Source organism: Microvirga alba (assembly GCF_015694465.1).
GTDB classification, from domain to species: domain Bacteria; phylum Pseudomonadota; class Alphaproteobacteria; order Rhizobiales; family Beijerinckiaceae; genus Microvirga; species Microvirga alba.
Window position 1 is genome coordinate 90,019 of the sequence record NZ_JADQDO010000009.1, and the last position, 25,352, is coordinate 115,370.

Annotated in this window: 24 protein-coding genes, 3 tRNA genes and 1 pseudogene; 16 read left to right on the plus strand and 12 right to left on the minus strand. The window is 59.4% G+C overall.

Features of this window, described 5'->3' with window-relative positions:
• The first annotated feature begins 10 nt into the window (after window positions 1-10).
• Together I2H38_RS16560 and I2H38_RS16565 are read left to right on the plus strand one after the other, a co-directional pair.
• Window positions 11-1,111, plus strand: a complete 1,101-nt coding sequence (locus tag I2H38_RS16560; RefSeq protein WP_196272979.1) for a hypothetical protein — start codon at window positions 11-13, stop codon at window positions 1,109-1,111.
• A gap of 132 nt (window positions 1,112-1,243) precedes the next feature.
• Window positions 1,244-2,221, plus strand: coding sequence for a DUF5996 family protein (locus I2H38_RS16565; protein WP_196273069.1), 978 nt, complete (start codon window positions 1,244-1,246; stop codon window positions 2,219-2,221).
• Between the two features lie 698 nt (window positions 2,222-2,919).
• On the opposite strand, the gene I2H38_RS16570 is transcribed toward I2H38_RS16565, so the two are convergent.
• The 4 genes from I2H38_RS16570 to I2H38_RS16585 form a co-directional block, all read right to left on the minus strand.
• Window positions 2,920-2,996 (minus strand) — tRNA-His (locus I2H38_RS16570).
• Window positions 2,997-3,118: 122 nt separating this feature from the next.
• Window positions 3,119-4,087 carry a tripartite tricarboxylate transporter substrate-binding protein gene (locus I2H38_RS16575; RefSeq protein ID WP_196272980.1) on the minus strand — a complete coding sequence of 323 codons (969 nt, stop codon included), beginning with the start codon at window positions 4,085-4,087 and terminating at the stop codon, window positions 3,119-3,121.
• Between the two features lie 61 nt (window positions 4,088-4,148).
• Window positions 4,149-5,651, minus strand: coding sequence for a tripartite tricarboxylate transporter permease (locus I2H38_RS16580; protein WP_196272981.1), 1,503 nt, complete (start codon window positions 5,649-5,651; stop codon window positions 4,149-4,151).
• A complete protein-coding gene (locus I2H38_RS16585; RefSeq protein WP_196272982.1) occupies window positions 5,651-6,313 on the minus strand; it encodes a tripartite tricarboxylate transporter TctB family protein in 663 nt (220 codons plus the stop codon). The genes I2H38_RS16580 and I2H38_RS16585 overlap by 1 nt, the downstream gene beginning before the upstream one ends.
• Before the next feature lie 267 nt (window positions 6,314-6,580).
• On the opposite strand from I2H38_RS16585, the gene I2H38_RS16590 reads away from it, so the two are divergent.
• The 3 genes from I2H38_RS16590 to I2H38_RS16600 all read left to right on the plus strand — a co-directional run bounded on the left by I2H38_RS16590 (window position 6,581) and on the right by I2H38_RS16600 (window position 8,419).
• Window positions 6,581-7,324, plus strand: coding sequence for a TerC family protein (locus tag I2H38_RS16590; protein ID WP_196272983.1), 744 nt, complete (start codon window positions 6,581-6,583; stop codon window positions 7,322-7,324).
• A 73-nt stretch (window positions 7,325-7,397) separates the two neighbouring features.
• Window positions 7,398-8,096, plus strand: coding sequence for an AzlC family ABC transporter permease (locus tag I2H38_RS16595; RefSeq protein ID WP_229426756.1), 699 nt, complete (start codon window positions 7,398-7,400; stop codon window positions 8,094-8,096).
• Window positions 8,093-8,419 carry an AzlD family protein gene (locus I2H38_RS16600; protein ID WP_196272984.1) on the plus strand — a complete coding sequence of 109 codons (327 nt, stop codon included), beginning with the start codon at window positions 8,093-8,095 and terminating at the stop codon, window positions 8,417-8,419. The genes I2H38_RS16595 and I2H38_RS16600 overlap by 4 nt, the downstream gene beginning before the upstream one ends.
• Here the strand turns inward: I2H38_RS16600 and I2H38_RS16605 are convergent.
• From I2H38_RS16605 to I2H38_RS16620, 4 genes are read right to left on the minus strand one after another with little or no spacing between them, the layout of a single operon-like run.
• Window positions 8,393-8,866 (minus strand): arsenate-mycothiol transferase ArsC, encoded by a 474-nt coding sequence (locus I2H38_RS16605; RefSeq protein WP_324617422.1) that lies wholly within the window; start codon window positions 8,864-8,866, stop codon window positions 8,393-8,395. The genes I2H38_RS16600 and I2H38_RS16605 overlap by 27 nt on opposite strands.
• Before the next feature lie 3 nt (window positions 8,867-8,869).
• Window positions 8,870-9,352, minus strand: a complete 483-nt coding sequence (locus I2H38_RS16610; RefSeq protein WP_196272985.1) for a UPF0262 family protein — start codon at window positions 9,350-9,352, stop codon at window positions 8,870-8,872.
• Window positions 9,353-9,366: 14 nt separating this feature from the next.
• The gene (hisD, locus tag I2H38_RS16615) at window positions 9,367-10,659 is read right to left on the minus strand and encodes a histidinol dehydrogenase (RefSeq protein ID WP_196272986.1); all 1,293 of its coding nucleotides are present in this window, start codon (window positions 10,657-10,659) and stop codon (window positions 9,367-9,369) included.
• Window positions 10,659-11,099 carry a DUF2948 family protein gene (locus I2H38_RS16620; protein WP_196272987.1) on the minus strand — a complete coding sequence of 147 codons (441 nt, stop codon included), beginning with the start codon at window positions 11,097-11,099 and terminating at the stop codon, window positions 10,659-10,661. Before I2H38_RS16620 ends, hisD begins: the two co-directional genes overlap by 1 nt.
• A 126-nt stretch (window positions 11,100-11,225) precedes the next feature.
• Between I2H38_RS16620 and I2H38_RS16625 the strand changes: the two genes are divergently transcribed.
• Complete coding sequence (locus tag I2H38_RS16625) at window positions 11,226-11,552, plus strand: hypothetical protein (RefSeq protein ID WP_196272988.1); 327 nt, start codon at window positions 11,226-11,228, stop codon at window positions 11,550-11,552.
• Between the two features lie 40 nt (window positions 11,553-11,592).
• On the opposite strand, the gene murA is transcribed toward I2H38_RS16625, so the two are convergent.
• Window positions 11,593-12,882, minus strand: coding sequence for a UDP-N-acetylglucosamine 1-carboxyvinyltransferase (gene murA, locus I2H38_RS16630; RefSeq protein ID WP_196272989.1), 1,290 nt, complete (start codon window positions 12,880-12,882; stop codon window positions 11,593-11,595).
• Between the two features lie 376 nt (window positions 12,883-13,258).
• Here murA and hemA point away from each other — a divergent pair, with 376 nt between their 5' ends.
• The 3 genes from hemA to I2H38_RS16645 all read left to right on the plus strand — a co-directional run bounded on the left by hemA (window position 13,259) and on the right by I2H38_RS16645 (window position 15,731).
• Window positions 13,259-14,485 carry a 5-aminolevulinate synthase gene (gene hemA, locus I2H38_RS16635; protein WP_196273072.1) on the plus strand — a complete coding sequence of 409 codons (1,227 nt, stop codon included), beginning with the start codon at window positions 13,259-13,261 and terminating at the stop codon, window positions 14,483-14,485.
• A 65-nt stretch (window positions 14,486-14,550) separates the two neighbouring features.
• Window positions 14,551-14,625, plus strand: a tRNA-Thr gene (locus I2H38_RS16640).
• 104 nt (window positions 14,626-14,729) lie between these two features.
• The gene (locus I2H38_RS16645; protein ID WP_196272990.1) at window positions 14,730-15,731 is read left to right on the plus strand and encodes a tyrosine-type recombinase/integrase; all 1,002 of its coding nucleotides are present in this window, start codon (window positions 14,730-14,732) and stop codon (window positions 15,729-15,731) included.
• A gap of 26 nt (window positions 15,732-15,757) precedes the next feature.
• On the opposite strand, the pseudogene I2H38_RS21060 reads toward I2H38_RS16645, so the two are convergent.
• A pseudogene (locus I2H38_RS21060) lies at window positions 15,758-16,804 on the minus strand (YaaC family protein).
• A 158-nt stretch (window positions 16,805-16,962) separates the two neighbouring features.
• On the opposite strand from I2H38_RS21060, the gene I2H38_RS16660 reads away from it, so the two are divergent.
• Genes I2H38_RS16660 through I2H38_RS16670 form a run of 3 tightly spaced genes read left to right on the plus strand, consistent with a single transcriptional unit; the run spans window position 16,963 to window position 18,840 of the window.
• A complete protein-coding gene (locus I2H38_RS16660) occupies window positions 16,963-17,475 on the plus strand; it encodes a DUF488 domain-containing protein (RefSeq protein WP_196272992.1) in 513 nt (170 codons plus the stop codon).
• Window positions 17,414-18,178, plus strand: a complete 765-nt coding sequence (locus I2H38_RS16665) for a hypothetical protein (protein WP_210324838.1) — start codon at window positions 17,414-17,416, stop codon at window positions 18,176-18,178. The genes I2H38_RS16660 and I2H38_RS16665 overlap by 62 nt, the downstream gene beginning before the upstream one ends.
• A 5-nt stretch (window positions 18,179-18,183) precedes the next feature.
• Window positions 18,184-18,840, plus strand: a complete 657-nt coding sequence (locus I2H38_RS16670; protein ID WP_196272993.1) for a DUF2971 domain-containing protein — start codon at window positions 18,184-18,186, stop codon at window positions 18,838-18,840.
• A 394-nt stretch (window positions 18,841-19,234) separates the two neighbouring features.
• Here I2H38_RS16670 and I2H38_RS16675 read toward each other — a convergent pair whose 3' ends face one another.
• Window positions 19,235-19,480 carry a DUF6894 family protein gene (locus tag I2H38_RS16675; protein ID WP_196272994.1) on the minus strand — a complete coding sequence of 82 codons (246 nt, stop codon included), beginning with the start codon at window positions 19,478-19,480 and terminating at the stop codon, window positions 19,235-19,237.
• A gap of 533 nt (window positions 19,481-20,013) precedes the next feature.
• On the opposite strand from I2H38_RS16675, the gene I2H38_RS16680 reads away from it, so the two are divergent.
• The 4 genes from I2H38_RS16680 (at window position 20,014) to I2H38_RS16695 (ending at window position 23,889) form a co-directional block, all read left to right on the plus strand.
• Window positions 20,014-20,559: a recombinase family protein gene (locus I2H38_RS16680; RefSeq protein WP_196273075.1), complete on the plus strand. Its 546-nt coding sequence runs from the start codon at window positions 20,014-20,016 to the stop codon at window positions 20,557-20,559.
• A gap of 289 nt (window positions 20,560-20,848) precedes the next feature.
• Window positions 20,849-22,708 (plus strand): hypothetical protein, encoded by a 1,860-nt coding sequence (locus tag I2H38_RS16685; protein WP_196272995.1) that lies wholly within the window; start codon window positions 20,849-20,851, stop codon window positions 22,706-22,708.
• A gap of 454 nt (window positions 22,709-23,162) precedes the next feature.
• Window positions 23,163-23,237 (plus strand) — tRNA-Thr (locus I2H38_RS16690).
• A 349-nt stretch (window positions 23,238-23,586) separates the two neighbouring features.
• A complete protein-coding gene (locus tag I2H38_RS16695) occupies window positions 23,587-23,889 on the plus strand; it encodes a hypothetical protein (RefSeq protein WP_196272996.1) in 303 nt (100 codons plus the stop codon).
• A gap of 139 nt (window positions 23,890-24,028) precedes the next feature.
• Here I2H38_RS16695 and I2H38_RS16700 read toward each other — a convergent pair whose 3' ends face one another.
• On the minus strand, window positions 24,029-25,318 hold the full coding sequence (locus tag I2H38_RS16700) for an NAD(P)/FAD-dependent oxidoreductase (protein WP_196272997.1): 1,290 nt from the start codon (window positions 25,316-25,318) through the stop codon (window positions 24,029-24,031).
• Window positions 25,319-25,352 lie beyond the last annotated feature (34 nt).

Consider the following 25,352-nt stretch of genomic DNA (forward strand, 5'->3'; position numbering starts at 1 on the left):
GCCTTCAAACTTGAAACGCTGGTCCATCCTCTGCGCGGCAGCGCTCACATTGGGAATGGTGTCGAGTTCCGAAGCGCTTGCCTATGTCGCGCGCCGCTCCGCCACCATTGGCGCGAACCTCTCGCCAAGTGCACAAGAGAGCGTCAAGAAGTCGATCGACGGACAGCTGGCCGCAGCCGACAAAGCCGAAGGCCGCCCCTCAAACGCTCTCGCAACCGATTGCCTGTTCGCGGCCGAAATGGTGAAGCAAGGCGACAAGCGCTTCACGCCCTATTTGCAGGCGCGCGTCGATGCCTTGCTGAAGCTCGCCGCCCAAGATGAGAACGGCAGTCTCACATGGAGCCGGCGAAAGCAGGACAACGACCCGAAGCGTTGTTCCAACGGCGGCTTCGACGCTTTCGGAGACGGCACGTGCGATGCGCCGGGCACACCTTACGCGTTCCAAAGCGGCTTGGCGCTCGCCTGCCTTGGACGCGCGGCGGACGTGCTCAAGAAGCCGGATTTGCTTCGGCTTGGAAGTGGGGGAGTGTCCTACTGGTCAAAGCACGCCGCGATTTTGCCGGCTTGCGGAAATTGCGTCTATTTCTGGTCGAGCGGGAATGCCAATGACAGCATCCGCTTCATCAGAAACACCAATATCTATCTGAGCCTCGGCACGGCGGCGGTGGCCCAAACGGATCGGGACTGGATGCTCGTCAAGCGCAGCATCGCATCGGAAACATTCGAGCGGCGCAACGGCAATCAAGGCTACCTCAGTGCCCTGGATCCGGAGTGGCAGCAGAAGCCGACGGAGCGGGCGCGGACCGAAAATCACATGGCGGGAATGGCCGCTGCCCTGCTCGCGATTCATAACTTGCGCGGCGACCCCGAAGCGCTTGACCTCGCACGATGGAACTACAAGACTTGGGCAGGTTGCAACAGCAGCGACTGCGCCTCGAACAACTGCAGCTTCTGGTCGGGCAATCCCACGCAGTGCAGGACGAGCACGACCTTCGTGCATTGCACTTTCCGCCAGGTCGATCCGGCCGCGAAGGGACTTTGCGAACTCGCGATCTCGAAGGGCAGCACGCTCACCTCTAGCGACCTCCTCTTTGTCGTCTCGGGCGACTAGCGCGCCCCATTCGACGCTCACGCGTTCGCACGGCGTGAGCGCCTTTCGCGCTTGATGCCGACGGCGCCTGCCCCATCTCCTTGAGGCCATGCCCGTTCCTCAGTGAACAGCATGTCAACGAGGGCCATGCGCATGAGCGGCGACAAGACATCATCCGTCAAGCGTCAGCAGACGAGTCAGCTTTGGCCGGCCCTGGATTATGAAACGTGGCGCGACACCGCGACCACGCTTCAGCTCTGGACCCAGATCGTCGGCAAGATACGCCTGGCGACGACACCGTGGCTCAATCACTCCTGGCACGTCACGCTCTATGTCTCGACTGTGGGACTGACGACGTCGCCGATCTATATCGACGGACACGCTCTCGAAATCGAGTTCGACTTCATCACACAGGTCCTGCGCATCCGCACGAGCCGCGGCGACAAGAGGGATCTTCCGCTGATCGCGCAACCTGTCAGCGCTTTCTATCGGACACTCTTTGCGGCCCTCGATGACCTCGGGATGTCCGTCGACATCAACGTCATTCCCAATGAGATCGCGCAAGCCATTCCGTTTCCCGAGGACGACATTCACGCCGCCTATGATCCGGAGGCGGCACGTCGTTTCTGGCGTGCTCTGGTTCAGGCCGACCGGGTCTTCAAACTCTTCCGCACCGGCTTTATCGGCAAATGCAGCCCGGTCCACTTCTTCTGGGGCAGCTTCGACCTCGCCGTGACACGCTTCTCCGGACGCCCCGCCCCCCTCCATCCGGGCGGCGTTCCGCATCTGCCTACCATTGTCGCGCGGGAGGCTTATTCGCACGAGGTGAGCAGCGCCGGATTCTGGCCGGGAAACGACGCCTTTCCGCAGGCCGCCTTCTACTCCTACGCCTATCCCGAGCCGCCGGGATTTCGCAATCGTCCGATCCGTCCCGCGATCGCCTCGTTCAACAGCCAGCTTGGCGAATTCATCCTGCCGTATGACGCGGTCCGGCTCAGCGCGACCCCGGATGAAACCCTGCTGGCTTTTCTCCAATCAACCTACGACGCCGCCGCCGATACGGCCGGATGGGATCGCCACGCACTGGAATGCGCTTTGGGCTCCCCCAGACATTGCCGACCGGTCGAATAATTAAGCCTGGCGCGGAGCTTCAAGGGGAGGCGTAGCCTCCCCTCTGCGGATCGCCCGCTTCCCTGGAATGCTTTCAATCCCTTGCAGCCGCCATAGGCCCACTGGGTAAGGAGCCTTGCTTCTATTCACTGCCCCCGGAGGCATAGGTCAGCGCTGGTTGCTCGGCCTTGCGGGTGCGGTAGCGGCGCAACAGCGCATATCCACCGGCCACGAGGAGAAAGGGCAGGCCGGCTCCAGCTATCGGCCCTGGCGCCCCTCGGCTCCCACCACAGGAGTTGCCCTGACACTGGTTGCCTACCCCGTTGTTACCATTGGCGCCACCAGCAAGGGCAGGCAACGTGAAAGTTGCTGCCACAAGCAATGCGGCTAGGCTGGCATGCTTCAACATAATCCCTCTCCAAGTGAAGATCATTGGCAGCTGATAGTCGCCTCTCAAGGTCGATAAACAACAGCCCTTTCGGATCAGGGCAAAGTGCATTGGGAGTAATGGCGTCATTGAGAGCGCATCGCCGTCGCGATCGAATAGAGATTACACACGCGCTCAGTGCCCCCAAAGGCTAGCTTGGCGCATTGGAATATAGCGCCCCAAGGTGGCGCGTTCGATCATACGAGAGGGGGCAATTTCTGCGTTCTGCTTACCGAAGCTCTGACCGGCTCGCAAAGGGCGGCTCAAAATCGGCTCAACCCCTTATTCTAAATGGTACAGCCGCCCCGGCTCGAACGGGGGACCCCCAGATCCACAATCTGGTGCTCTAACCAACTGAGCTACGGCTGCACACGCGGCAGGGTGTAATCGTCTGAGCGATCAATTTCAAGGCTTCTTTGTCGTCGCAGACGCCCAAAAACGAACGGCGGGCCAGAAGCCCGCCGTTCTTCAAGGAAAAGCTAGGAAAAAGCTTACTCCGCCGTCGCTCCTGCGGCCTTCAAAACCGGGGTCCAGCGGGCTACTTCGCTCTCGACCAATTTCTGCAGGGCTTCCGGGGAACGCTCGGCTCCGCTCGGAATCACGCCGCCGAGATCGAGCAGGCGCTTGCGGGTCGACTCGTCGTCGAGGGCCTTCACGAGGGCGTCGCTGAGCTTTTTCGCGATTTCGGGCGAGGTGCCCTTGGGCGCGAAGACTGCGTTCCAGGCGCTGACCTCGAAGCCGTCGAGACCGGCTTCCTTGGTGGTCGGCAGGTTCGGCAGGGCCGGCGAGCGCTCGGCCGTCGCGATGGCGAAGGCCTTGATGTTGCCGCCCTGGATCTGCGGCGCGACGTTGACGATCTGGTCGGTCATGTAGTCGACCGTGTTCGCCATCAGGTCGTTCAGCGCCGGCCCGGTGCCGCGATAGGCGACCATCGTCGGCTTGGTCTTGACAACCGCATTGAAGAAGATGCCGGTCATATGCGAGACCGATCCCACGCCCGCATGGGCCATGTTCACCTTCTCGCCGTTGGTCTTCATGTAATCGACGAAGCCCTTCAGGTCGTTGGCCGGAAAGTCCTTCTTCGCCACGATGACGATGGGAGTGCCGGCGGCGAGGCCGATGGGCGCGAAATCCTTCGTCGGGTCATATTTCAGATTCGGATAGAGAGCGGGCGCGGCACCGTGGGTGCCCATATGGCCCATCATGATGGTGTAGCCATCCGCTTGAGCCTGCGCCGCGCGCGTAATGCCGGTGGTGCCGCCGGCGCCAGCCACGTTCTCGATCACGATCTGCTGGCCAAGCGTGCGGGACATGTGGTCGCCGACGATGCGGGCGATCACGTCCGTCGGGCCGCCTGCCGCGAAGGGCACGATCATGGTGATCGGGCGCTGCGGATAGGTCTGCGCCTGCGCGGCCGTAGCCAGGCCGATAGCGGCGAGGGTCAGTGCGATCTTTTTCATTGGTTTCTCCCTGGAAGATTTTCTTGCGTTAGAATGTGCGGAAGGCGTTTCCGAAGACAAGCTACTCGGTGAAGACCTCGTCCCTGCCCTTCCGGATCGAGGGGAGAAGCGCCAGCACCAGGAGGACCAGCGCCACGGCCAGCAGGCCGGCGCTGACCGGGCGTTCGATGAAGGTCGCGAGCGAGCCGCGCGAAATGATGAGCGCGCGCCTCAGGTTTTCCTCCATCAGCTTGCCCAGTACGAAGCCGAGCAGCATCGGCGCGGGCTCGAAGCCGAGCTTGATCAAGAGGTAGCCGACGAGGCCGAAGAGCGCGATGAACATCACGTCCGTCGGCAGCGAGTTGATGGAATAGATGCCGATGGCGCAGAACATCAGGATCGCCGGGAACATCAGGCGATAAGGCACCTTCAAGAGGCGCACCCACATGCCGACCATCGGCAGGTTGATGACGAGCAGCATCAGGTTGCCGACCCACATGGAGGCGATCATGCCCCAGAACAGGTTCGGATTGCGGGTCATGACCTGCGGCCCCGGCACGATGCCGTGGATCGTCATGGCGCCGACCATCAGCGCCATCACCGCGTTCGGCGGAATGCCGAGGGTGAGAAGCGGGATGAAGGAGGTCTGCGCGCCGGCGTTGTTGGCGGATTCGGGGCCCGCGACACCCTCGATCGCGCCGCGGCCGAAGCGGCGCGGGTCCTTCGCGAGCTTCTTTTCCACCGTGTAGGAGGCAAACGGTCCCAACACCGCGCCGTTGCCCGGCAGAATGCCGAGGATCGAGCCGATTACGGTGCCACGAATGACGGACGCATAGGATTGCTTGAAATCCTCCTTGTTCGGCAGAAGGCGGCCAATGGCCTTATGCACGATGTCACGCGCTTCCGTGTTGTCGAGATTGCGCATCACCTCGGCGATACCGAAGATGCCCATGGCGAGAACGGCGAAATCGATGCCATCCGACAGGAAGGACAGGCCAAAGGTCATGCGCTCCTGGCCGGTCTCGAGGTCCGTGCCGACAGTGGAGAGCAGCACGCCCACAAGGATCATCGCGATCGCCTTGAGGATCGACCCGCGCGCCAGCACGACCGCAAAGACGAGGCCCATGACCATGAGCGAGAAATATTCCGCCGGGCCGAAGATCAACGCGAGCTTGGTGAGCGGCGCGCCCAGCGCGGCGATGACCAGGGTCGCGACAGTGCCGGCAAAGAAGGAGCCTATGGCGGCGATGCCGAGCGCCACGCCGGCGCGGCCCTGCCGGGCCATCTGGTGGCCGTCGAGCGCGGTGACGACGGAGGTCGCCTCGCCTGGAATGTTGACGAGGATGGCGGTCGTCGAGCCGCCGTATTGCGCGCCGTAATAGATACCCGCGAGCATGATCAGCGCGCCGACCGGATCGAGCCCGAAGGTGATCGGCAGGAGCATGGCAATGGTCGCGATGGGGCCGACACCCGGCAGAACGCCGATCAGCGTGCCGACGAGGCAACCGAGGAACGCGAGGCCGAGATTTTGCAACGACAGCGCGACGCCGAAGCCGAGGCTCAGATTGGAAAAGAAATCACCCATCAACCCCTCCCGCCCTGAACAGCGACATCGACCTGATCAGCCTTGTGGCCACGACCGAGGAAAAACACGGCTGCCGCGCCGACGATCATGAGAGCCGCGGTTGCTCGCAAGACGGCCTTTTGCGACCAGTCGGCGGGGAACAGGCCGGTAAGGCTCTGTGGGAAGATCGGGATCGGGAGGTTCAGGAGATCGCCGAAGAGCAGCATGCAGAACGGCGTCAGGCCGAGGGCAAGGATCACGAGTTCCCGCAAGCGAGCCTCGGGCGTCGCAAAACCGCTGACGATGATCGCGAGCGGACCGGCCACCGCAAGGCCGAGACCCGGGATCGCGATGGGGCCGAGAGCAAAGGGCCTGATCGTCACGGCAAAGCCGACGATCGCGAGAAGGATGAAGAACACGCCCCGCAGGCTCCAACGCTCCAGCGCCTCACCAGGCTTGAACGAAGACGCGACGAGCGCAAGGCCAGCGAGACCGACGCCGATGGCGAGCCAATCCGGCAGCATGGCCGGCCCCATGGAGCGCAGTGTGCCCCGGGGGAGATCGCTCATCAGCCACAACGCGAGGGCAGCCAAGGCAATCAATGAAATTCCGCCAGCAAAATTTTGCGGCGCACGGATGGACCAGCGACGCTCCGGACTGGAGCGTTCGTGAGAAGTAGGCATAAGCGGCCTCCCGACCGGGCACGTTCATCACGCCCGAGACTTTTTCTGTTCGAGTTGTGCCCAAGGCAATCTGTGGGATCAAGCAAGTGAAATGCGATTTAAACCCATTCGCCGCGAAAACATGAATTCAGGGCCTACGACCTTTGTCGAAGTCTGGCGCGCGCGATTAACTTTCGTCGCAAGATACAGCGGTCTGCGGTTGAATTCGGGCAGGCAATATATACTTAAGCTCGACTCTTACCCTGACCTGAAACTCCTAAGGCCGTCATGGACTATATTCTCTCGACTACATTTCTCGTATCGCTGCTTCAGGTCATCTGGCTCGACATTCTCCTTTCCGGCGACAATGCGGTGGTCATCGCCATGGCGTGCCGCTCCTTGCCGCAGAACCAGCGCAAGCTCGGCATCATGCTCGGCGCGGGCACCGCGGTAGCGCTGCGAATCGTCTTCGCCTTCCTCGTTTCCGAGCTTCTCGGCCTCCCGTTCCTGCGCATCGTCGGCGGCCTGCTGCTGTTCTGGATCGCGGTCAAACTGATCCAGGGCGAAGACGATGAGGCTCACGGCAACATCGAGGCCAGCACCAGCCTCTGGAAGGCCGTGCGCACCATCGCCATCGCCGATGCGGTGATGAGCCTCGACAACGTGGTTGCCATCGCCGCCGCCTCGCGCGGCCATCCGGAACTCTTCGTTTTCGGTCTTCTGCTGTCGATTCCGCTCATCATGGTGGGCGCGTCGATCATCACGAACCTGATCACGCGGTTCCCGATCTTCGTCTGGGCCGGTGCGGCGCTGCTCGGCTACATCGCGGCGGAAATGATCGTCACCGACCCGGCCGTGCTCGGTTGGCTGTCGAGCCACTATCCGCAATTCGTGATGCCCGACCCGGGTCATCCGCCGCTCGACATCAAGCCTGTCAGCGCGATTCTCTACGGCGCTGCGGCCATCGGCGCGCTCTTCGTCATCGCCACCGGCTATGGCCTGTCGCGCAAAACGAGCCGCAATGCGGCGTAAATCTTAAAGATGGCAGCCGCGCGCCGAAGCGCGGTTGACGCATCAGCGCAGGGCGGGCACAGAGCACGACCTGATGCCCAACCTGCGCCCCCATTTCACTCTCGCCGGTCTCAGCCACGGCGCTCGCGCCGCGCTGCCTGCTTTTCCCGGCTTCATCATGTTCTCCATGGCCTTCGGCACTGCCGCCTCCCAGAAGGGGCTGTCGCTTGCCGAAGCCTTCGGCCTGAGCGCCTTCGTCTATGCCGGCGCATCGCAGATGGTCGGCCTTGAGATCTGGCAGAAGGTCTGGTCGCCCACCACGATCCTGACCATCATGACCGTCACCGCCGTCGTGAACGCGCGCATGATCCTGCTCGGGGCAACGCTTCATCCCTGGCTGAAGGACGAACCAAAGCTGCGCACCGCGCTCAATCTCTTCCTCATCACCGACTCGGGCTGGCTCATCAACACCCGCTATTACAGCGAGGGCGGACGCGATGTGGGAATTCTGCTGGGTTCAGGTCTCGCGCTCTGGGCGGTGTGGCTCATCGCGACGTTCGCGGGTTTCTTTGCCGGTGCGCTCGTGCCCGAGCCGACGCGCTTCGGTCTCGATCTCGTCATGCCGATCTTCTTCGGCGCCATGCTCGTCCCCTTGTGGAAAGGGCCGAAACCGGCGCTTCCATGGCTCGTAGCGGGCGCGGTCTCGCTCGCCTTTCATACGCTCGTCCCTGGCTACCTCTTCATCCTCGCCGGAGCCGTCGCGGGCGTGATCGCGGGAATGTTGATCGAATGACCGCCATCGACACCCTGATCGCCGGCCCCTGGGGCGCGACCTTCGCCATTGCCGCGATGACGGTGGCAACCTTTCTGTGCCGCATTGCGGGCATGGTCGTCATGAGCCGTGTGCGGATCACGCCGCGCGTGGAGCGGGGCCTGCGCGCCCTGCCCGGATCGATCATCCTGGCGACGATCCTGCCCGTGGTGCTCGACAACGGCGTCCCGGCCATTCTCGCCTTGTCAGCGACGATCCTTGCCATGGTCCTGACGCGGCTCGAGCTTGTCGGCCTCGCGGCCGGTCTCGGCACGCTGTCAATCATCCGCCTGTTTGGATGGTGATCCAACTTTGAGCCGGTCGAGGATGCGCGACACCAATCCGTCGCGGACATGGCGATAGGCGTCGAGAACCTGTTCGCGCGCCCCTTGCACGAGGGTCGGATCCGGCGTCGGCCAATATTCCACTTCCGCCGCAACGGTTCGCGTCAATTCGAGCGCGGCGTGGTGGGCTTCCGGCGAGAGTGAAATGATGAGGTCGAAATTGAGCCCCTCCCACTCTTCCAGCTCACCCAACGTGCGCGGCTTGTGTTTGGAAACATCGATGCCGATTTCATCGAGGATCGAGACGATGAATCCGTTTGGCTCGCTCGGACGAACGCCGGCGGATTGCACATAGATCGACTTGCCGAAATAATGCCGCGCGATGGCCTCGGCCATCGGCGAGCGCACTGCGTTCATGGCGCAGACGAACAGAACCGATTGGATCCGTTTCGCGCGGGCGATCTCCACCCGTCAGCCCCGCCAGTGAAGTGCGAAGATGAGCGTGAAGATGCGCCGCGCCGTGTCGAAATCGACCAGGATCTTGCCTTCGAGGCGCTCCATTAAAAGCTCCGCAGCCTCGTTGTGCATGCCGCGCCGTCCCATGTCGATGGCCTCGATCTGAGAGGGCGAGCCGGAGCGGATCGCCTGATAATAGCTGTCGCAGATCAGTTCATAGTCGCGGATTGCCTTGCGAAAGGGCGAGAGCGAGAGCTGATGCGTCACGAGCGGCGCGCCGCTTTCCGTGCGAACCTCGAAGCACAGGCGCTTCTCGATGAGGGCGATGTGCAGCGCATAAGGCCCGCCGTCATAGTTGGGCAGCGCGAAGGAGTTCGCCTCGACGATGTCGTAAATGGCGATGGCCCGCTCGTGCTCCTGATCGGGGTTGCCGCGACCGATGGAGGCCTCGTCGAGCGTGACGGCGACCAGTCTGCTTCGCTTCGGTTCGCTCGCCATGCGACGTCACAATTCTAGAGGTTCAGGCGGATTGCCACCGATCGCGCATGCCCTTCCAAGCCCTCGGATCGCCCGAGGGCGATAGCCGCAGGGCCGAGCGCCCGTAGGGCATCCGCGTCGCATTTCAGGATCGAGGTTCGCTTCATGAAGTCAAGCACCCCGAGACCGGACGAAAAGCGGGCCGAGCGGGCCGTCGGCAGAACGTGGTTCGGGCCGCCGACATAGTCGCCAATGGCTTCGGGCGTATGGCTGCCGAGGAAGATCGCGCCCGCATTGCGCACTTTCGCCGCTAATTCGTCGGCATTCTCGGTCTCGATTTCCAGGTGCTCCGGCGCAAGGCGGTCGACCAGCGGAATGGCGTCATCGAGGCGCTCGACCAGGATGATCGCGCCGTAATCCTGCCAGCTCGCCCGCGCGATTTCCGCCTTGGGCAGGGTTTCGAGCTGACGCTCGACAGCCTTCTCGACCGCATCGGCGAGACCGGCGCTGTCCGTCACCAGGATCGCCTGTGCAACGGGGTCATGCTCGGCCTGGGCCAGAAGGTCGGCCGCGATCCAATCGGGATTGGCGTGACCATCCGCGATCACAAGTACTTCGGAGGGCCCGGCAATCATGTCGATACCGACCTGCCCGAAGACCCGGCGTTTTGCGGCGGCCACATAGGCATTGCCCGGCCCGACGATCTTCGCCACAGGCTTCACGGAGGCCGTGCCATAGGCCAACGCGGCCACAGCTTGCGCGCCGCCGATGCGGAAAACCTCATCGACGCCTGCGAGCCGCGCGGCGGCAAGCACGAGCGGGTTCGTCTCACCACGCGGGGTCGGCACGACCATGGTCACGCGCGGCACGCCCGCGACTTTCGCTGGCACCGCGTTCATGAGGACGGAGGACGGATAGCTCGCCCGCCCGCCCGGCACATAGATGCCGACCGATTCCAGCGCGGTCCAGCGCCAGCCGAGCGTCACGCCGAGCGCATCTGTCGACATGGAATCCTGCGGGCGCTGCGCCCGGTGATAGACCTCGATGCGCTCCTTCGCGAGCGCAAGGGCGTTGAGCGCCTCCTTCGGGCATCGGGCTTCAGCCGCATCGATCTCGGCGTCGGAAATTTGCAACGTCCCCGCGTCGAGTTCCAGTGCATCGAAACGGCGCGTATAGTCGATCAGGGCCTGGTCGCCGCGCGCCACCACATCGTCGATGATCGCGCGGACGGCCTGGTCCACATCTTCCGAAATCTCACGCTTCGCGGACAGAAGTTCGGCGAAAGCCTGCGGGAACGAGGCATCCCGCGCGTCGAGCCGCTGCGCCATCAGCCGCGCTCCGACGGCTGGTTGTCGTGCGCAGGACGGCTCTCGGCGGCCCAGACCGGGCCGAGGTCTTTCATCTGCATTTCGATGCACTCCAGATCGACCTGAATGGCCCCGCCTTCTGCGAAGATCAAGGTCACCGTGCCGGATGGAGCATCGCGCTCCTCGAAAGAAATCGCGAGAAGGTTGAGCACGGCGTCCCTGTTGCTCTGGTCGATGCCGCGAACGCGCACGCCCGTGACGTGCTCGAAATGCATGCATGTCAGGCGGCGTTGGGGGGCGTCCGACTTCGCCTCCCAGTCGAAACGACGAGCTTCTATGGCGAAGCGGTGCTCTTTCGGCAGATAGACGATATCTCCCACGCGAAGGACCGCATCCTGGAGATGCGCTGACACAACGGCGAGATCATCCGAGTCGAGGGCGACGAGTTTCAGGAGGTCCATGGGACTACCAACCTGTTGTTAAGCGTTGAAAGCTAGGTAGAGAGCCCCCGTCGGAAGCGCAACCTTTGCGCTCAGGACCGGTTCATCTTTCAAGGTCGACCCTGGTCGCAGTCTTAAGGAAACGTGATGAAACCCATCGCTCTTGCCATTCTCGCGGCCCTTACCGTGGCTGCGCCGGCTTCGGCCCAATATTACCCAAACCCCTATTCGCCGCCGCCCGAGCCGGAATGGGGCGGCCCGCGCCCGGGCTATCGACATGGTCCGCCGCCCCCGCCTCCGGGTTACGGCCCGCCGCCGCACGAATCGCGACGACCCGCGCAGCGTCAGCGCGTCGGCAATGTCTGCTACACCTCGCGGGGCAGCTGCGAGTATCCGCAATATTTCCCGCTCAATACGCCATGCCGCTGCGACATACCCGGCTTTGGCCAGAAGCGCGGCGCGATCCTTTATTGAGGCGGAATAGCGGAGGCCGTAGCCTCCGCTCCCAGTCGGCTCAGCCCCTCAGCCGCTCGATTTCAGCGCCGCAGCGGGCGAGCTTCGCCTCCAGGGCCTCGAAGCCGCGATCCAGGTGATAGACCCGGTTGATCGTGGTTTCGCCGTCCGCGACGAGTCCCGCGATGACCAGCGAGACGGAAGCGCGCAGGTCCGTCGCCATGACGGGCGCGCCCTTCAGCCCCGCGACGCCCTCCACATAGGCGCTGTCGCCATCGAGGCGGATCTTGGCGCCGAGGCGGGCAAGCTCCTGAACGTGCATGAAGCGGTTCTCGAAGATCGTCTCGCGGATGCGCGAGGTGCCGTTCGCCCGCGTCATGAGTGCCATGAACTGGGCCTGGAGGTCGGTCGGGAAGCCGGGGAACGGATCGGTTGTCACGTCGACGGACTGGATGCCATTGCCGTTGCGGCGAACCCGGATGCCGCCAGGAGTCGTCAAAACCTCCGTGCCCGTCTGGCCCAGCACGTCGAGAGCGAATTGCAGGAGTTCGGGTCGCGTATGCTCGAGCGTCACATCACCGCCGGCCATCGCGACGGCCATGGCGTAGGTTCCGGTCTCGATGCGGTCCGGCAGAACGTCGTGGGAGGTCCCGCCAAGGCGGGCAACGCCCTCCACCACGATCTCAGAGGTGCCGGCGCCCTGAATTTTCGCGCCCATCTTGATGAGGCAATCGGCGAGGTCCGTCACCTCCGGTTCGCGGGCCGCATTGCGAATCACGGTGGTGCCCCGGGCGAGTGTCGCGGCCATCAGCGCCACATGGGTGCCACCAACCGTGACCTTGGGGAAGTCGATTTCCGCCCCGTGCAAGCCGTTCGGAGCCGTCGCGACCACATAGCCGCCGTCGATCTCAATGGTCGCGCCGAACTTAGCCAGTGCCATGAGAAGCAGGTCCACGGGGCGGGTGCCGATGGCGCAACCACCCGGCATGGAGACCCTGGCCTCCCCGAAACGGGCCAAAAGCGGCGCGATGACCCAGAAGCTCGCCCGCATGGTCGAGACGAGTTCATAGGGCGCGCAGGTATCGATAATCGATCGGGCGGTCAGGCGAATCGTCTGTCCGGTTTCGGCGGTCTGCCCGGGCCGGCGGCCCGCGATGGAATGATCGACACCGAAATTGCTCATGATTCGCAGAAGCGAGGAGATGTCCGCCAGCCTCGGCACATTGCCGAGTTCCAGGGTCTCATCCGTCAAGAGGCTCGCGATCATCAGAGGCAGGGCCGCATTCTTGGCGCCTGAAATCGGAATCAAACCGTTGAGAGGCGCGCCGCCCCGGATGCGAATGCGATCCATGAGTTTCCCTTTACAATCATGATGCGAGCTATGCCGCCCTTATGCCCTCTCGGGCTAGTCGGACGGCTTGTCGCGCTCGCCGGAAACGCTCGGCTCATCGGCTTCCGACCTCACGGATCTGGCAGCCTGCCGTCCACGAGCTTGAGCCTTACGCCTCTTAAGATTTTCTTTCAGCGCCGCCTTGAGGCGGTCCGCTTTTTCTTGCGATTTCACGTCAGACATGGTTCACGCGACCCATCGTCGCCATGATCAATTAAAGGCTTCGCAATCGGCTCTCAACCAGAATATCTGTGATCCAGGCCTTGAGCAGGATCAATGTCCTTTGGCAACGGATGCCCTAGATCCCGGGCATCGCGCTGCCGCACCCGGTGAGATGATGGAATATCAAGACTTTTTCACGTCGGCCCTTGAGCGTCTCCAGGCAGAGCGCCGTTATCGCGTCTTTGCGGATATCGAGCGCCTGGCGGGTCGGTTCCCGGATGCGATCTGGCATAGCCCAGAGGGCAAGAGGCCCATCACCGTGTGGTGCTCCAACGACTATCTCGGCATGGGCCAGAACCGCGATGTCACCCGCGCCATGGCCGAGACCGCGTGGCGCCTCGGCACCGGCGCCGGCGGCACGCGCAACATTTCCGGCAACAGCCATCCGATGGTCGAACTGGAGGCCGAACTCGCCGATCTGCACGGCAAGGAAGCCGGGCTCGTCTTCACCTCTGGCTACGTCTCGAATCAGACCGGCATCGCGACCCTCGCCAAACTCATCCCGAACTGCCTCATCCTGTCCGACGCCCTGAACCATAATTCGATGATCGAGGGCGTGCGCCAGTCGGGCTGCGACAAGGTCATTTTCCGCCATAACGACCTCGCCCACCTGGAGGAATTGCTCCAGGCGGCGGGCGAGAGGCCCAAGCTCATCGTGTTCGAGAGCGTCTACTCAATGGACGGGGACATCTCCCCGCTTCACGCGATTTGCGATCTGGCCGAGCGCTACAACGCCATGACCTATCTCGACGAGGTCCACGCGGTCGGCATGTACGGCGCCCGCGGCGGCGGCATCGCCGAGCGCGAGGGGGCCATGCACCGGGTCGACGTGATCGAGGGCACGCTGGGCAAGGCCTTCGGCGTGATGGGCGGCTACATCACGGGTACACGCGCGGTGACGGATGCGGTGCGCAGCTTCGCGCCGGGTTTCATCTTCACCACCGCCCTGCCCCCGGCCATCGCCGCCGCCGCCACGGCCTCGATTCGCCATCTGAAAGCCTCGGATGCGGAGCGGCAGAAGCAGCAGCGCCAGGTCGCCCGGACCAAGGCGGTCCTGACCGGCGCGGGCCTGCCGGTCCTCGAGACGGCGACGCATATCATCCCGGTCATGGTCGGCGACGCGGAAGCCTGCAAAGCAGCCTGCGACCGCCTTATGGACAAACACAGCATCTATATCCAGCCAATCAATTACCCCACGGTGCCCAAGGGCACGGAGCGCCTGCGGGTCACCGCCGGGCCTTTCCACACCGATGCCCATATCGATGCCCTCGCCGCCGCTCTGGTGGAAGTTTGGACCGCTCTCGGGCTCCCTCTGCAACCAAAAGCGCAGGCAGCTGAATAAAGATCGATTTCAAATCTTGCGTCGAGGTCCGCCCTGTGGCAGTAAGCGGCCCTCTTCGTTGGCGCGCTGCCGTAGCTCAGTGGTAGAGCACTCCCTTGGTAAGGGAGAGGTCGAGAGTTCAATCCTCTCTGGCAGCACCATCGATCCAGCTTTGACTTCAATGTCTTAGCTGATGTGCCGGACCCTCAGAAATTCTCTTCAGACCACCGCTGTCACACCCTTGTCACAGCTAAGGTCATGAGTGATGGCAACAATCCGCAAACGCGGTGATAAATGGCAAGTTCAGGTGAGGCGCAACGGTAGCCCTTCCCTAAGCCGCTCTTTCTTCCACAAGGCAGATGCTCAGGCGTGGGCACGGCAGGTTGAGTTGGAGGCGGACCGGAGCGACCTAGGTCCTAATGCAGCCGTGTTAAATAACCTCACCGTTGGCGATCTAATCCGGCGCTATCTCAATGAGGTCGTACCGCGAAAGCGCAGTGCCAAGAACGAAACAGCCGTTCTCAAAGCGTTCCTTAGGCGCGACCTTGCCGATGTACCCCTGAGCAAGATCACCTCGGCTCAGTTCGCGTCGTATCGCGACGAGCGGTTGACAGTAGTGAAAGGGGCCACCGTGCGGCGTGAGTTCGTTATCCTCCGCCACTGCTTTGAAGTTGCGAAGAGAGAATGGAGCATTCCGCTAAGAGCCAATCCCCTGAAAGCGATCAAGCTTCCATCTGACTCCAGACCACGTGACCGTCGTTTGATGGTAAATGATGGTGAGGAACTGCTGAAGGCGCTGAGCACTCCCTCAGCTAGGTATCTCCGACCAATTCTCATGCTCGCCATTGAAACGGGTATGCGCCGTGGGGAACTCTTGTCGATCCGTTGGGAGGACGTGGACCTCGCCGCTCGGACGATCCGCATTATGAAGACCAAGAACGGTCATCCTCGGACGATCCCGCTTACCCCAAAGGCGGTCGAGATCCTGTCATCCATGGAGTGGACGGATGAGCGGGTCTTTCCAGTGACGGCCAATGCCGTTCGGTTGGCATGGGAGAGGCTACGGAAAAGAGCTGGTCTAGAAGACATCCGCCTTCACGATCTCAGGCACGAGGCCGTGTCCCGCTGCTTTGAGTATGGCCTCACTGTGCCTGAGGTTGCTCTGATCAGTGGGCACCGGGATCCACGAATGTTGAGCCGCTATACCCACCTGAGGCCCGAGAAGGTGGCTAAGAGGCTGGCAAGCTTAACAAAACCAACACTGTAGCTCTCAGTCACATGTCCAAATGTCTCTTATGAGCGGACACCCGGTAACCGAAATTCCAATCCGGTCATTTCACATGCCAACTCATCGACGAACTGCGAAGGAGCGAGTTCGATAAACTCAGTCAGAAGCCAGTTCTCTTTGCCGCTCAAGTGCGTTGCTAAACCTTGCGGGTCATAACGAGCCAACTCGCTTAGACGGTGCATTGCGGCAAGCATCAGCGTGAGGCCATACCGGTTCACGATCTTCGTTCCTGACACGGTACGTTTTAGATACCAAAGGTCCGTAGGAGCGGAGATGCAACATATGTCACACCTGATCTTCGCATGGTAATCGGCCAGTCCGCTAAGTATCGCCTCCCTGTCAGCCTTAGTGTTTCCACGACGATACCAAGCTATACGATCCTTCCGCTGAATGATGTACTTCTTGTGATGCTCACCATCAACGATATGGTAATCTGGTGAGAGATTTTGCAATCGTCTAAGATCAGCATTGCGTCCAGTTACCTCAGCCTGAAAAACAACCTCGTTGGTACTCGTATCCTTCATGTAAATTGGATTGCGTAATGGCATCAACATCTCTGAGGGAGTATTGTATGTTAGGCAATACGCTCGGTGAATGAACGCAAGATTTCCGAATATTTCTTTTAAGCTATGCTTTTAAGTTTGTTCAGGTTCTTTGAGGTACTTTGCTAGATCAGATACGATTCCTTTTGATTTCAATTCGGTAACTTCAGCCTCAAGAGATCGCTTAGAACCAGCCACCTGACCACTAACGCCGTGTCGGTCAGAGAAACTTACGCTCTTCGCTAAAAGAAGCGCCTTAGCGGCGTTCATAAAACAATAGTAAAGAGTAAGTGGCGCTGAGACAGGTGGAAGGCGCTTTGAGGCGGCGTGAAAATCCCTCGCTTGATACCAATAGACCAAGGCCTCTTGTTTTCGCTGTCGTTTGAGCCAGAGTTCGACATAGCTCCATGCATCTCTCGTGAGAATACTGGTCGTCGTGAATTTTGGGCTGGAGATAGACTTTCTGAAGTAGATGGTTCGGTTGGCGTGGTTTAGTTCAAATAAGGGCATACAGCGATCACCTCGAAGGGCTGGCAAAATCACTCGTGCCCACTTTATCACCCATAAACGGCCATAGAAGTATCCAGCATTAGTCTCCCTAGACTAAGCTTGGAAACTCATTAAAACCCTCGGTGGCGATCATCCGGCAAAGGAGCAAGGGCAACACAATGCCTGTAGTCTATACCATCGGTTATGAGGGAACCGACATCAGCCGCTTCGTCACCACTCTCAATGCGGTCGGCGTCGAAACTCTCGTCGACGTTCGAGCTGTTGCACTATCCCGCAAGAAGGGCTTCTCGAAGACGGCCCTTCGTCAGCACCTTGAAGCATCAGGTATCCGTTACGAGCACCTGATCGGTTTGGGCGACCCAAAAGATGGACGAGAGGCAGCTCGTGCTGGCCGTTACAAGATCTTCGAGCGCATCTACACCAATCATCTCAAGAGCGAACGGGCACAGGAGGCCCTAAGCACCTTGGAAGGTATTGTCCAAGATTCGGTTACTTGCCTGATGTGCTTTGAGCGCGATCCAAAGACCTGTCACCGTTCAATTGTAGTCGAATGTCTAACCAACAACCATCTTGTGTCCTTCGATCTCTATGGCGATGATCCGGATCGATATGTCCGGAACCGTCACCTCCTCCAGAGCCGTCATTCTCGTCAAAGCTCTTCCACAACCTAGCAAGACCTATGGTGAGACGGTCTGTTGCGCTGCCGTGACATCGGAACGGCAATGGAGGCGTCTTTTCCCGTTACGTTTTCGCCACCTCAGTGGAGAGGCGAGTTTCAAACGGTGGGATTGGGTGAGGTTCGACCATCATCGTCCAACAAAAGATAAGAGGGCCGAGAGCTGTCATGTCCATGAGGAGACGCTACTTGTAGATGGGCGGTTGTCGGAAGCGGAACGAACTCGCCTTCTTACTCCTATGATCATACCTTCAGGGAGGGCGGCGGAAGAGAGTGGAAAATCACTCGCTCTTATTCGCCCGAAGAACTCCAAGTTCTACTACAAGCGTCGGAACGCCTCAGACATCGAGGAGGCACAGGAAGCCTATCGTTATGCCGCTCGTCAAACATCAATGTTCGATAAGGAATTAGCCGAACTTCAGCCCTCTCCTTACGAGTTTCGGTTTAAATTCGAGGATGGTGCCGGAACTCACGATTATGAATGTGGCGATTGGGAGACCCACACCATGTTCTGGAACGGATGTCGTCGACAAAGTGAAACTGAGACTCTGAATTGGATGTCTCAAACATACAATGAGGAGTATCCGTCTAGAGGTATGGCTTTCGCTATTGGGAACATGGCTAAGCGTCCTCAGACTTGGCAGCTACTTGGCGTCATTCGCTTCAACGAAGCCGCTCAAGGCGAGTTACTGTTCTAACAATTATGTTGGTTTATCACTTCATCAACGCAGAGCATGGTCTTGCGAACTTGCGTCACCGCAGACTGAAGGTCTCTATTATAAACGAGTTGAACGACCCATTTGAGTTTCTAGCGGTTGATGCTGTCTATCCGGAACATCGTCGGGCCTTTCGGCAAGCCAAAAAACGTTTGTCCAGGGCATATGGAATGCTGTGCTTCAGCCGCAAGTGGCAAAATCCTGTCCAGTGGAGCCACTACGCTGATCGCCATAGAGGGTTGTGCTTAGGATTCGATGTGCCGGATATATACTTGGAGCCTATTTCATATCTATCCGAGCGGGTCATTTTTGAGCCTAAGATGCTGACGCATTCCGGTGATATAGCAGAGTCCTATGTTGTCAAACTTCTCACCACAAAGTTCAAACATTGGAGCTATGAAAACGAGATGCGCTCGTTTATTGAACTTAACAACCCGGACAAGAAGTCAGGTCTATACTTTACGCCCTTCTCCGAAGACATCGTACTAAAAAAGGTTATCGTCGGAGCCCGCTCTAGCATAAAGCGGCATGTATTGAACGAAGCGCTTGGATCGATAGCTTCTGAAGTTTCGGTCTTCAAGGCAAGGTTGGCCTACCACTCATTCAATGTCGTCAGACTAAAGAACGAAAGCCTCTGGACATAGTAGAACCTTCATCATCTCTCCAAGCTACTCCCAGTGTGAGCGCCTAAGCTATACCCAAAAAAGAATTCGATAGACAGACGGCCGACCAATACCAAGACGCTTCACAATTTCCGGTATGCCAAGGCCCTGATCTTCAGAGCAAGAACTTGGCTCACGTCGATTGAAGGCTTTCTTCCTTGATGTGTTTGTCTAGCTTTTCCCTTTTGGCGTACGCGGTCGCTGTTGGACTGAGTTTGCTTGACGGCGCTTTCACTGCTCCCTCAGGTCCAACAACACCAACAAGACCTTTAGCCTTCTTTTTGAAGATACCCCGGTCCCGTATCACCCTGGAGGGTCAATTTGGCTACGGGACTCCCAAGTGCCCGGACGTTCGTTGATCGAGTATGTGAGTGTCTCATTGCGGTCGCTGCGTGAACTGAAGAGTCTCCAGGAACGGAAACTCCAGGACAATCTCACTCGCGTAGTCTCTCACCTCGATATGGCAGGACGCCCAGTTAGCCGGCTGGGAGAACTCAGCGGCCATGAGATCCTGAGCCATTTCCTTGGCTGCCTCCCACGCCTCATCCGCATTGGAGAACTCTCCCTCAGGGTCGTTGATGAGGTGTTCACCGATATGTATGTTGAAGAAGTAGCGGGGCATGGCGTCACCTTGGGCCGTCGGTTTGCTGAGGGGCCAACCTAGTTATGAATGATGTGTTCCGGTCGTGGACAGGCTCCCGATCAACCTCACCAACCGGTCCACATTCATCAAAGCTCATGGGTGGCGCTGACCTACCGCACCTTAGCGAACCTAACTCTCAGGCGATCCTTCGGAGCGGGCACAGCCAGGATTCACAATGGTTGTTGGTTTCGGGATGAAGCGCCTCAGGGGCCCTCGCCATCGGATACCGAACCGGCTGCGGCTTGGCATATTGCTTCTCCGCAAGCAAAGCCGAACAGCCAGAACGTCCCCCAGATGAAGACTACATTCGGGAGGAAGCCGTGGGTAGGATTGAGATCCCTGCGGGTATAAAGCTATTGCGACACCGGTGTTCACACAGCCGATTGCCATTGAACCTTGGCCATGTGGCATGAGCCTCCGTCAACGATTTTGTCTGCCACAGAAGCCCCACTTGATTTTTGGCAGACACTATGCCGCTATGTTTGAGATTCTAATGGCGGACAAACATGACAATGCTGGTGGGCTACGGACGGACAAGCACCCTCGATCAGGTGGCGGGTTTAGAGGCACAAGAACGCGACCTGAAGGCTCTTGGGTGCGGGAAACTCTTCCTTGAACAAACTTCCTCCGTTGGCCCTAGGGAGTCGCTGGAGGCGGCCCTGGAGTATGTCCGTGAGGGAGACACCCTTGTGGTCACCAAACTGGATCGCCTTGCACGTTCAGTGGTTCATTTGGGACACATCATTGCCGCCCTGAAAGCCAAGAAGGTGGGCCTCCGCATCCTTGATCTTGGCATCGATACCAACACCCCAACCGGACGACTGATGCTCAATGTCCTCGGAAGCGTGGCTCAGTTTGAGCGTGAAATGATGCTTGAGCGGCAACGGGAGGGCATCGCCAAGGCCAAGGCAGAGAAGCGATACAAAGGGAGAGCCCCTACAGCCCGCGCCAAGACAGATGAGATCAGGGCTTTGGCCTCCCAAGGGGTCTCTAAGAGGGAGATAGCGAAGCGCCTAGGTGTGGGTGAGAGGTCCGTCTTTAGGGTCTTGGCCAACTAGGGGGATGCGGGGACCGTAGCTCTCCCAGAGCAAAGGACTCTTTTAATCCGATTGGCAGCTATCCCTTGCATCATAAACACGTACCCCAACAGCTCTCTTGTAAGGTGTAAACACCTAAACAATTCAACAGTTCAACAGTTCAACAGTTCAACCATCACACAAGTATAATTGTCATCTTGTAAGCACCAATGTTTAGCAATAATTGACTCATCAATAGAATCAGCATAATCAATCCCCTGCACTTTGGGATTTGTATTAAGATTTAATTGAGAAACAAAGAAACAACAACATGGAGAACGGCAAGGACAACGACAATGAGCCTGAAAATGTGGTAGAAAATCTATACAACTATAACAATATTACTACCACTTTGTGTACCCATGACCTCCTTGGCCAAAGGACACTCAACGGCCTCAAGGCCACCTTTGATCGCTATGGGTTATCTCCGACATCAGAAATGTGGACTAACTTGAGAGCAGCTATCCAGGTCATGGCTGACATGGCCCAAGGGAGCTGTGCTTCTGCCTACTATGTCAGCAGCCTTGATCCGGGTGTCGGAAAGACCACGGCCATGATCCACTTCGTAAGGGAGCTGGTTCAATCTGAGGATCACAAGAGCGTCTCAGCTCTGATCTGTCTTGGTCGCCTTGAACAGATTGGGACGATTGTTCGGGAGATTGGTCTTCAAGATCAGGACTTCGCCGTGCTGACGGGTAAGGACAATGTGCAACTCAACACCTTGGGATGTGGCTGTCCTGAGGAGGGTCGTGTCCTCTTCACAACCCATGCCATGGTTGAGAGCCGTTGTGCTGGCAAACCCTTCAGTGAGGTGAAGGCTCTCCAGTTCCGAGGCCATGTGAGGCAGGTCAGGATTTGGGATGAAGCTATCTTGCCGGGGCGTCCCATCGCCCTTCGGCGGGACAGTCTTGCGTCTCTCCTCTCTGTGCTGAGAAGTGCCTATCCTGAATTCACCGAGGCTCTGGAGGCATTCTTCGTCCAGTTCCATGGCCTTTCAGACAAGACGCTCATCAATGTCCCATCCCTGGATGTGACCTATGACGCTCAACTGCATGAGGTGTCTAAGCTCCTTGCTCACCACCCCGAGGAACTGCGCAAGGCTGTAGAGGATTTGTGGTTCCTCATGGGAGGCATGGCGATTGTGAGGGTCGATGGTCATGCCGGACCTACCCTTGTCGATTACCGACAGACCCTCCCCGATGGCCTCAAGCCGATCCTTGCTCTCGATGCGTCTGCAAGAGTGAGGGCAACCTATGACCTGTGGGAGAAGGAACGTGGCGACCTTGTCCGCCTTCCGTCCGCAATCAAACGGTATGGCAATCTCACCATCAATGTCTGGGATCAGGGAGGCGGCAAGTCTGCCTACAAGAACACCGGAGATGTGATTGTCAAAGGTGTCCTGAACGCTATTGCGATGAAGCCCCATGAGGAGTGGCTTATTGTTTATCACAAGCACAAGCCCGGCCGCCTGAACCTCCCTTTGGAAGTGAGTAAGGGACTGCCCCCGGACCACAAGGTCAGCTTCCTCAATTGGGGGGCTCACGACGGCACCAATGAGTTCAAGAATGTGCCTAATGTGATCTTGGCTGGAACCTTGTTCCCTCCGCTCTCGCACTATGAAGGGCTCACACGCCTGTCCTCAGGCCTTTCAGCGTCCAAGGGACTTCTGAATCCAGACATGGTGAAGGCTGTCACCCTTGGTGAACACGGTCATATGATCCTTCAAGCCCTGTGCCGGAGCAGTGTCAGGCAGAACCGGAACGGGGAGTGCCCTCCTGTCACCGCTTACCTGATCGCGAGTGAGTACAGCGGCATCAAGGGTCTCCTTCCCGAGTTGTTCCCAGAGGCTCAAATCGTCTCCTGGATGCCTGTCAAAAAACAAGCCCAAGGAAAGGTTGCCGATGCCGTGAGCTTTGTGTGTGATTGGTTTGAGGCCAACCCTGACGGAGCCTTGGCGTACAAAGACGTGCGGCGGGCTATCGGGATCAAGGATGCGTCCAACTTCAGAACCTACATTCGAGAACACAAGAAGTTCCGAGGCGCACTGGAGGAACTGGGTCTGGAGGAATGGGGAACCGGCAAGTACCTGACTCACCTCAGGAGAGTTCAGGGATTTGACGTCGCGGCATAGCGTACTCTGATTCACTCAGGGCGAGCGCCATGCCTTCCACACCAAGATGGGACCAACAAGCGGCCATCCAAATGCAGCGATCAGGATGTGTCTAAGGCGGACACCGTCCTCTTCTCTGATGGTTGTCGAGAGAATCAGTAGCGATATCGCGGTGCCCAAATAGGCGATTACCAAGCCCTTCACCGTCTCTCCCCTATGGACCACCTTGGATGCGTGCGCCCACACCGGCTAAAGGGGAGTTCTGGATGAGGCTATGTGGTGGGACGCCGCTCCATCCCTTTCCTGCCTCTGTCACACTCCTGTCACAGCGGAGATGATCGAGAGGAGCCTCAACCTCATCTTAGGCTCTTGCCCCCGCTAGGCCAGTTGCTGTAGTGACAACCCCGTAACAGCTTGGATTTAAGGGATTTCTAAGGTCCGCCCTGTGGCAGTAAGCGGCCCTCCTCGTTGGCGCGCTGCCGTAGCTCAGTGGTAGAGCACTCCCTTGGTAAGGGAGAGGTCGAGAGTTCAATCCTCTCTGGCAGCACCATCGACTTTCCTTGAAAATGCAAATTTTCAGCCCCCAGGCAGACCATGGGGTACTGTGCTTGTCCGCTCGCCGGCCGGCGGCAGCGGCTTTCACCATGCGGGCCCATCACGATCGGGCATCGACGCCGCCGTTACGTGACGATGCGAATCGGCCGGCTCTGTCCGTCACACTTTCCCCTGACACGAATCTGCCGCGTTTAGCCGATCTGGTGCCTCTCGAAAGTGCCCTTTGACACGGATCTTGGCATGTAGGAGTGTCATCCTAGCGGAACATAGGAGTTAGACTTGGCTTGAGAAAAACCCGCCATTGCGTCAATCTAGGCCAGCCCTACCAGGAGGGGGGGTATCAGATGAGGAAATTCAACGACGATTATGCAAGACGAGTCCGAGAAGGGTGTTTCAAGGCAATTCTTGACGCCTCGGTCGAAGAAGGCATGATTCGCCTTAATGAACATGAAATCTATGACGGAGTCGTGTGCGCAATCGCGATGATTCATTCAACGCAGGATCACACGCCGTCCGAAGAGCAAACCGCGATGCTGTCCGAAGCCATCGCGCGCCATTTTCGCGAGAGAGTCGCGGAGATGATCAGAGCTAAAGAAATCGACCAGCCGTCATTACGACGTGCCGGTGGGAAAAGAAGAACACACTAGCGCCCTCGGACAAACACCCAGAGTGTACGGACATGAGGTCCGACACGCTGCGGGTCACCGAATCGACTTGACTGCGCTCAAACACAGTTCACACATATCGACGATGGAAGAATGACTGTCCGAATGTCCGTCGGGCCCGTCAATGGGAATGCCGTTCCCTCACCGCATCAGCCGCCTGATAAGACCAATAGGTCAACTGGACCGCGGCACGTCCAAAGATCCCGCCATTCCAGGCAAGACCGAAGGGCTCGAAGAGCCTATAGCGATCACTCTCGCCGGTTATTCCTTCGGCAATTACCGTTCCACCGATCGCTGTCGTGTTCATGCCGTGGCCGCCGAAGGCCGTGCAGAACCAGACTCCCGGCTGCAATTGCCCGATCTGCGGCATCAGATGTCGCGCATAGGACATGAGACCGGACCACGCGACATCCACCTTCACGTCGGCCAGCTGCGGATAGGTCGTGACCATCTCGCGCCGTAGCAGCGCCGCGATGTCCGCGGGGTCCGTTGTCCGCGTGGTGATGCGGCCGCCCCAGAGGATGCGGTTGCCCCCATCGACAAGACGGTAGTAGTCGCCTGCCCGGCGATCATCGAGGACTGCCGCCGACGTGCGGATGGCGCTGCGAACGACATCCGGCGCATGCTCTGTCAGCAGCACGTAGGTCGCGATCGGCAAATAGGACTTTTTCAGCGCAGGCAGAATGCCGTCGGTGTAGCCACCGGTCGTGAACAGAACCTCTTGAGCCTCAATCACGGCATCCTTGGTCTTCAGCGTTTTGCGCGGCCCATCGAGACTGACCGATAGGACCGGCGAGTTCTCATGGATCGCAGCCCCGAGGCGAACGGCTTCGCGGGCGAGCGCACGGCCATAGTTCAGCGGATGGAAATGGAACGCGCCCTCATCGACGACCGCTTCGTGATACTTGGGCGATGCGAACAGCTCCCTCGTCTCCGCTCGCGGCAGGTAACGAAGCTGAAGACCGAAGTCGCGTTCCTGCTTGTCGCGCGCGGCGCGCAAGGCGCCTTTCGAGTCGTAGCGCAAGGCCTTGGCAATCCCGGGGACAGGATGGGCTTCCGCAATGCCGAGATCCGCGATATGGCGGCGGACGATCTCGACGCCTTCCATCGACAACCGATAAAGCTCCTTGGCCTGGTCCGGCCCCACCCGACGCTCGATGGAGGCCAGGCCCGTGGCATAGCCGGGGGAGACAAAGCCACCATTGCGGCCCGACGCACCCCAGGCAACGCGCTGCGCCTCGAGAAGCACGACCGACCGTCCTGATCGGACCAGTTTCAACGCGGCCGTCAGGCCCGCGAGGCCGCCGCCGACGATGCATACATCCGCCTGAATCCGACCTGTCGCGCTCGAATAGGTCTCCGGCGTCGCAAGGGTTCGGCTGTAGTAGCAATCGATGTAGGAGGGGGCCATGATCTCGGGTTCAGTGCTTGGTTGAAAGAGCGGA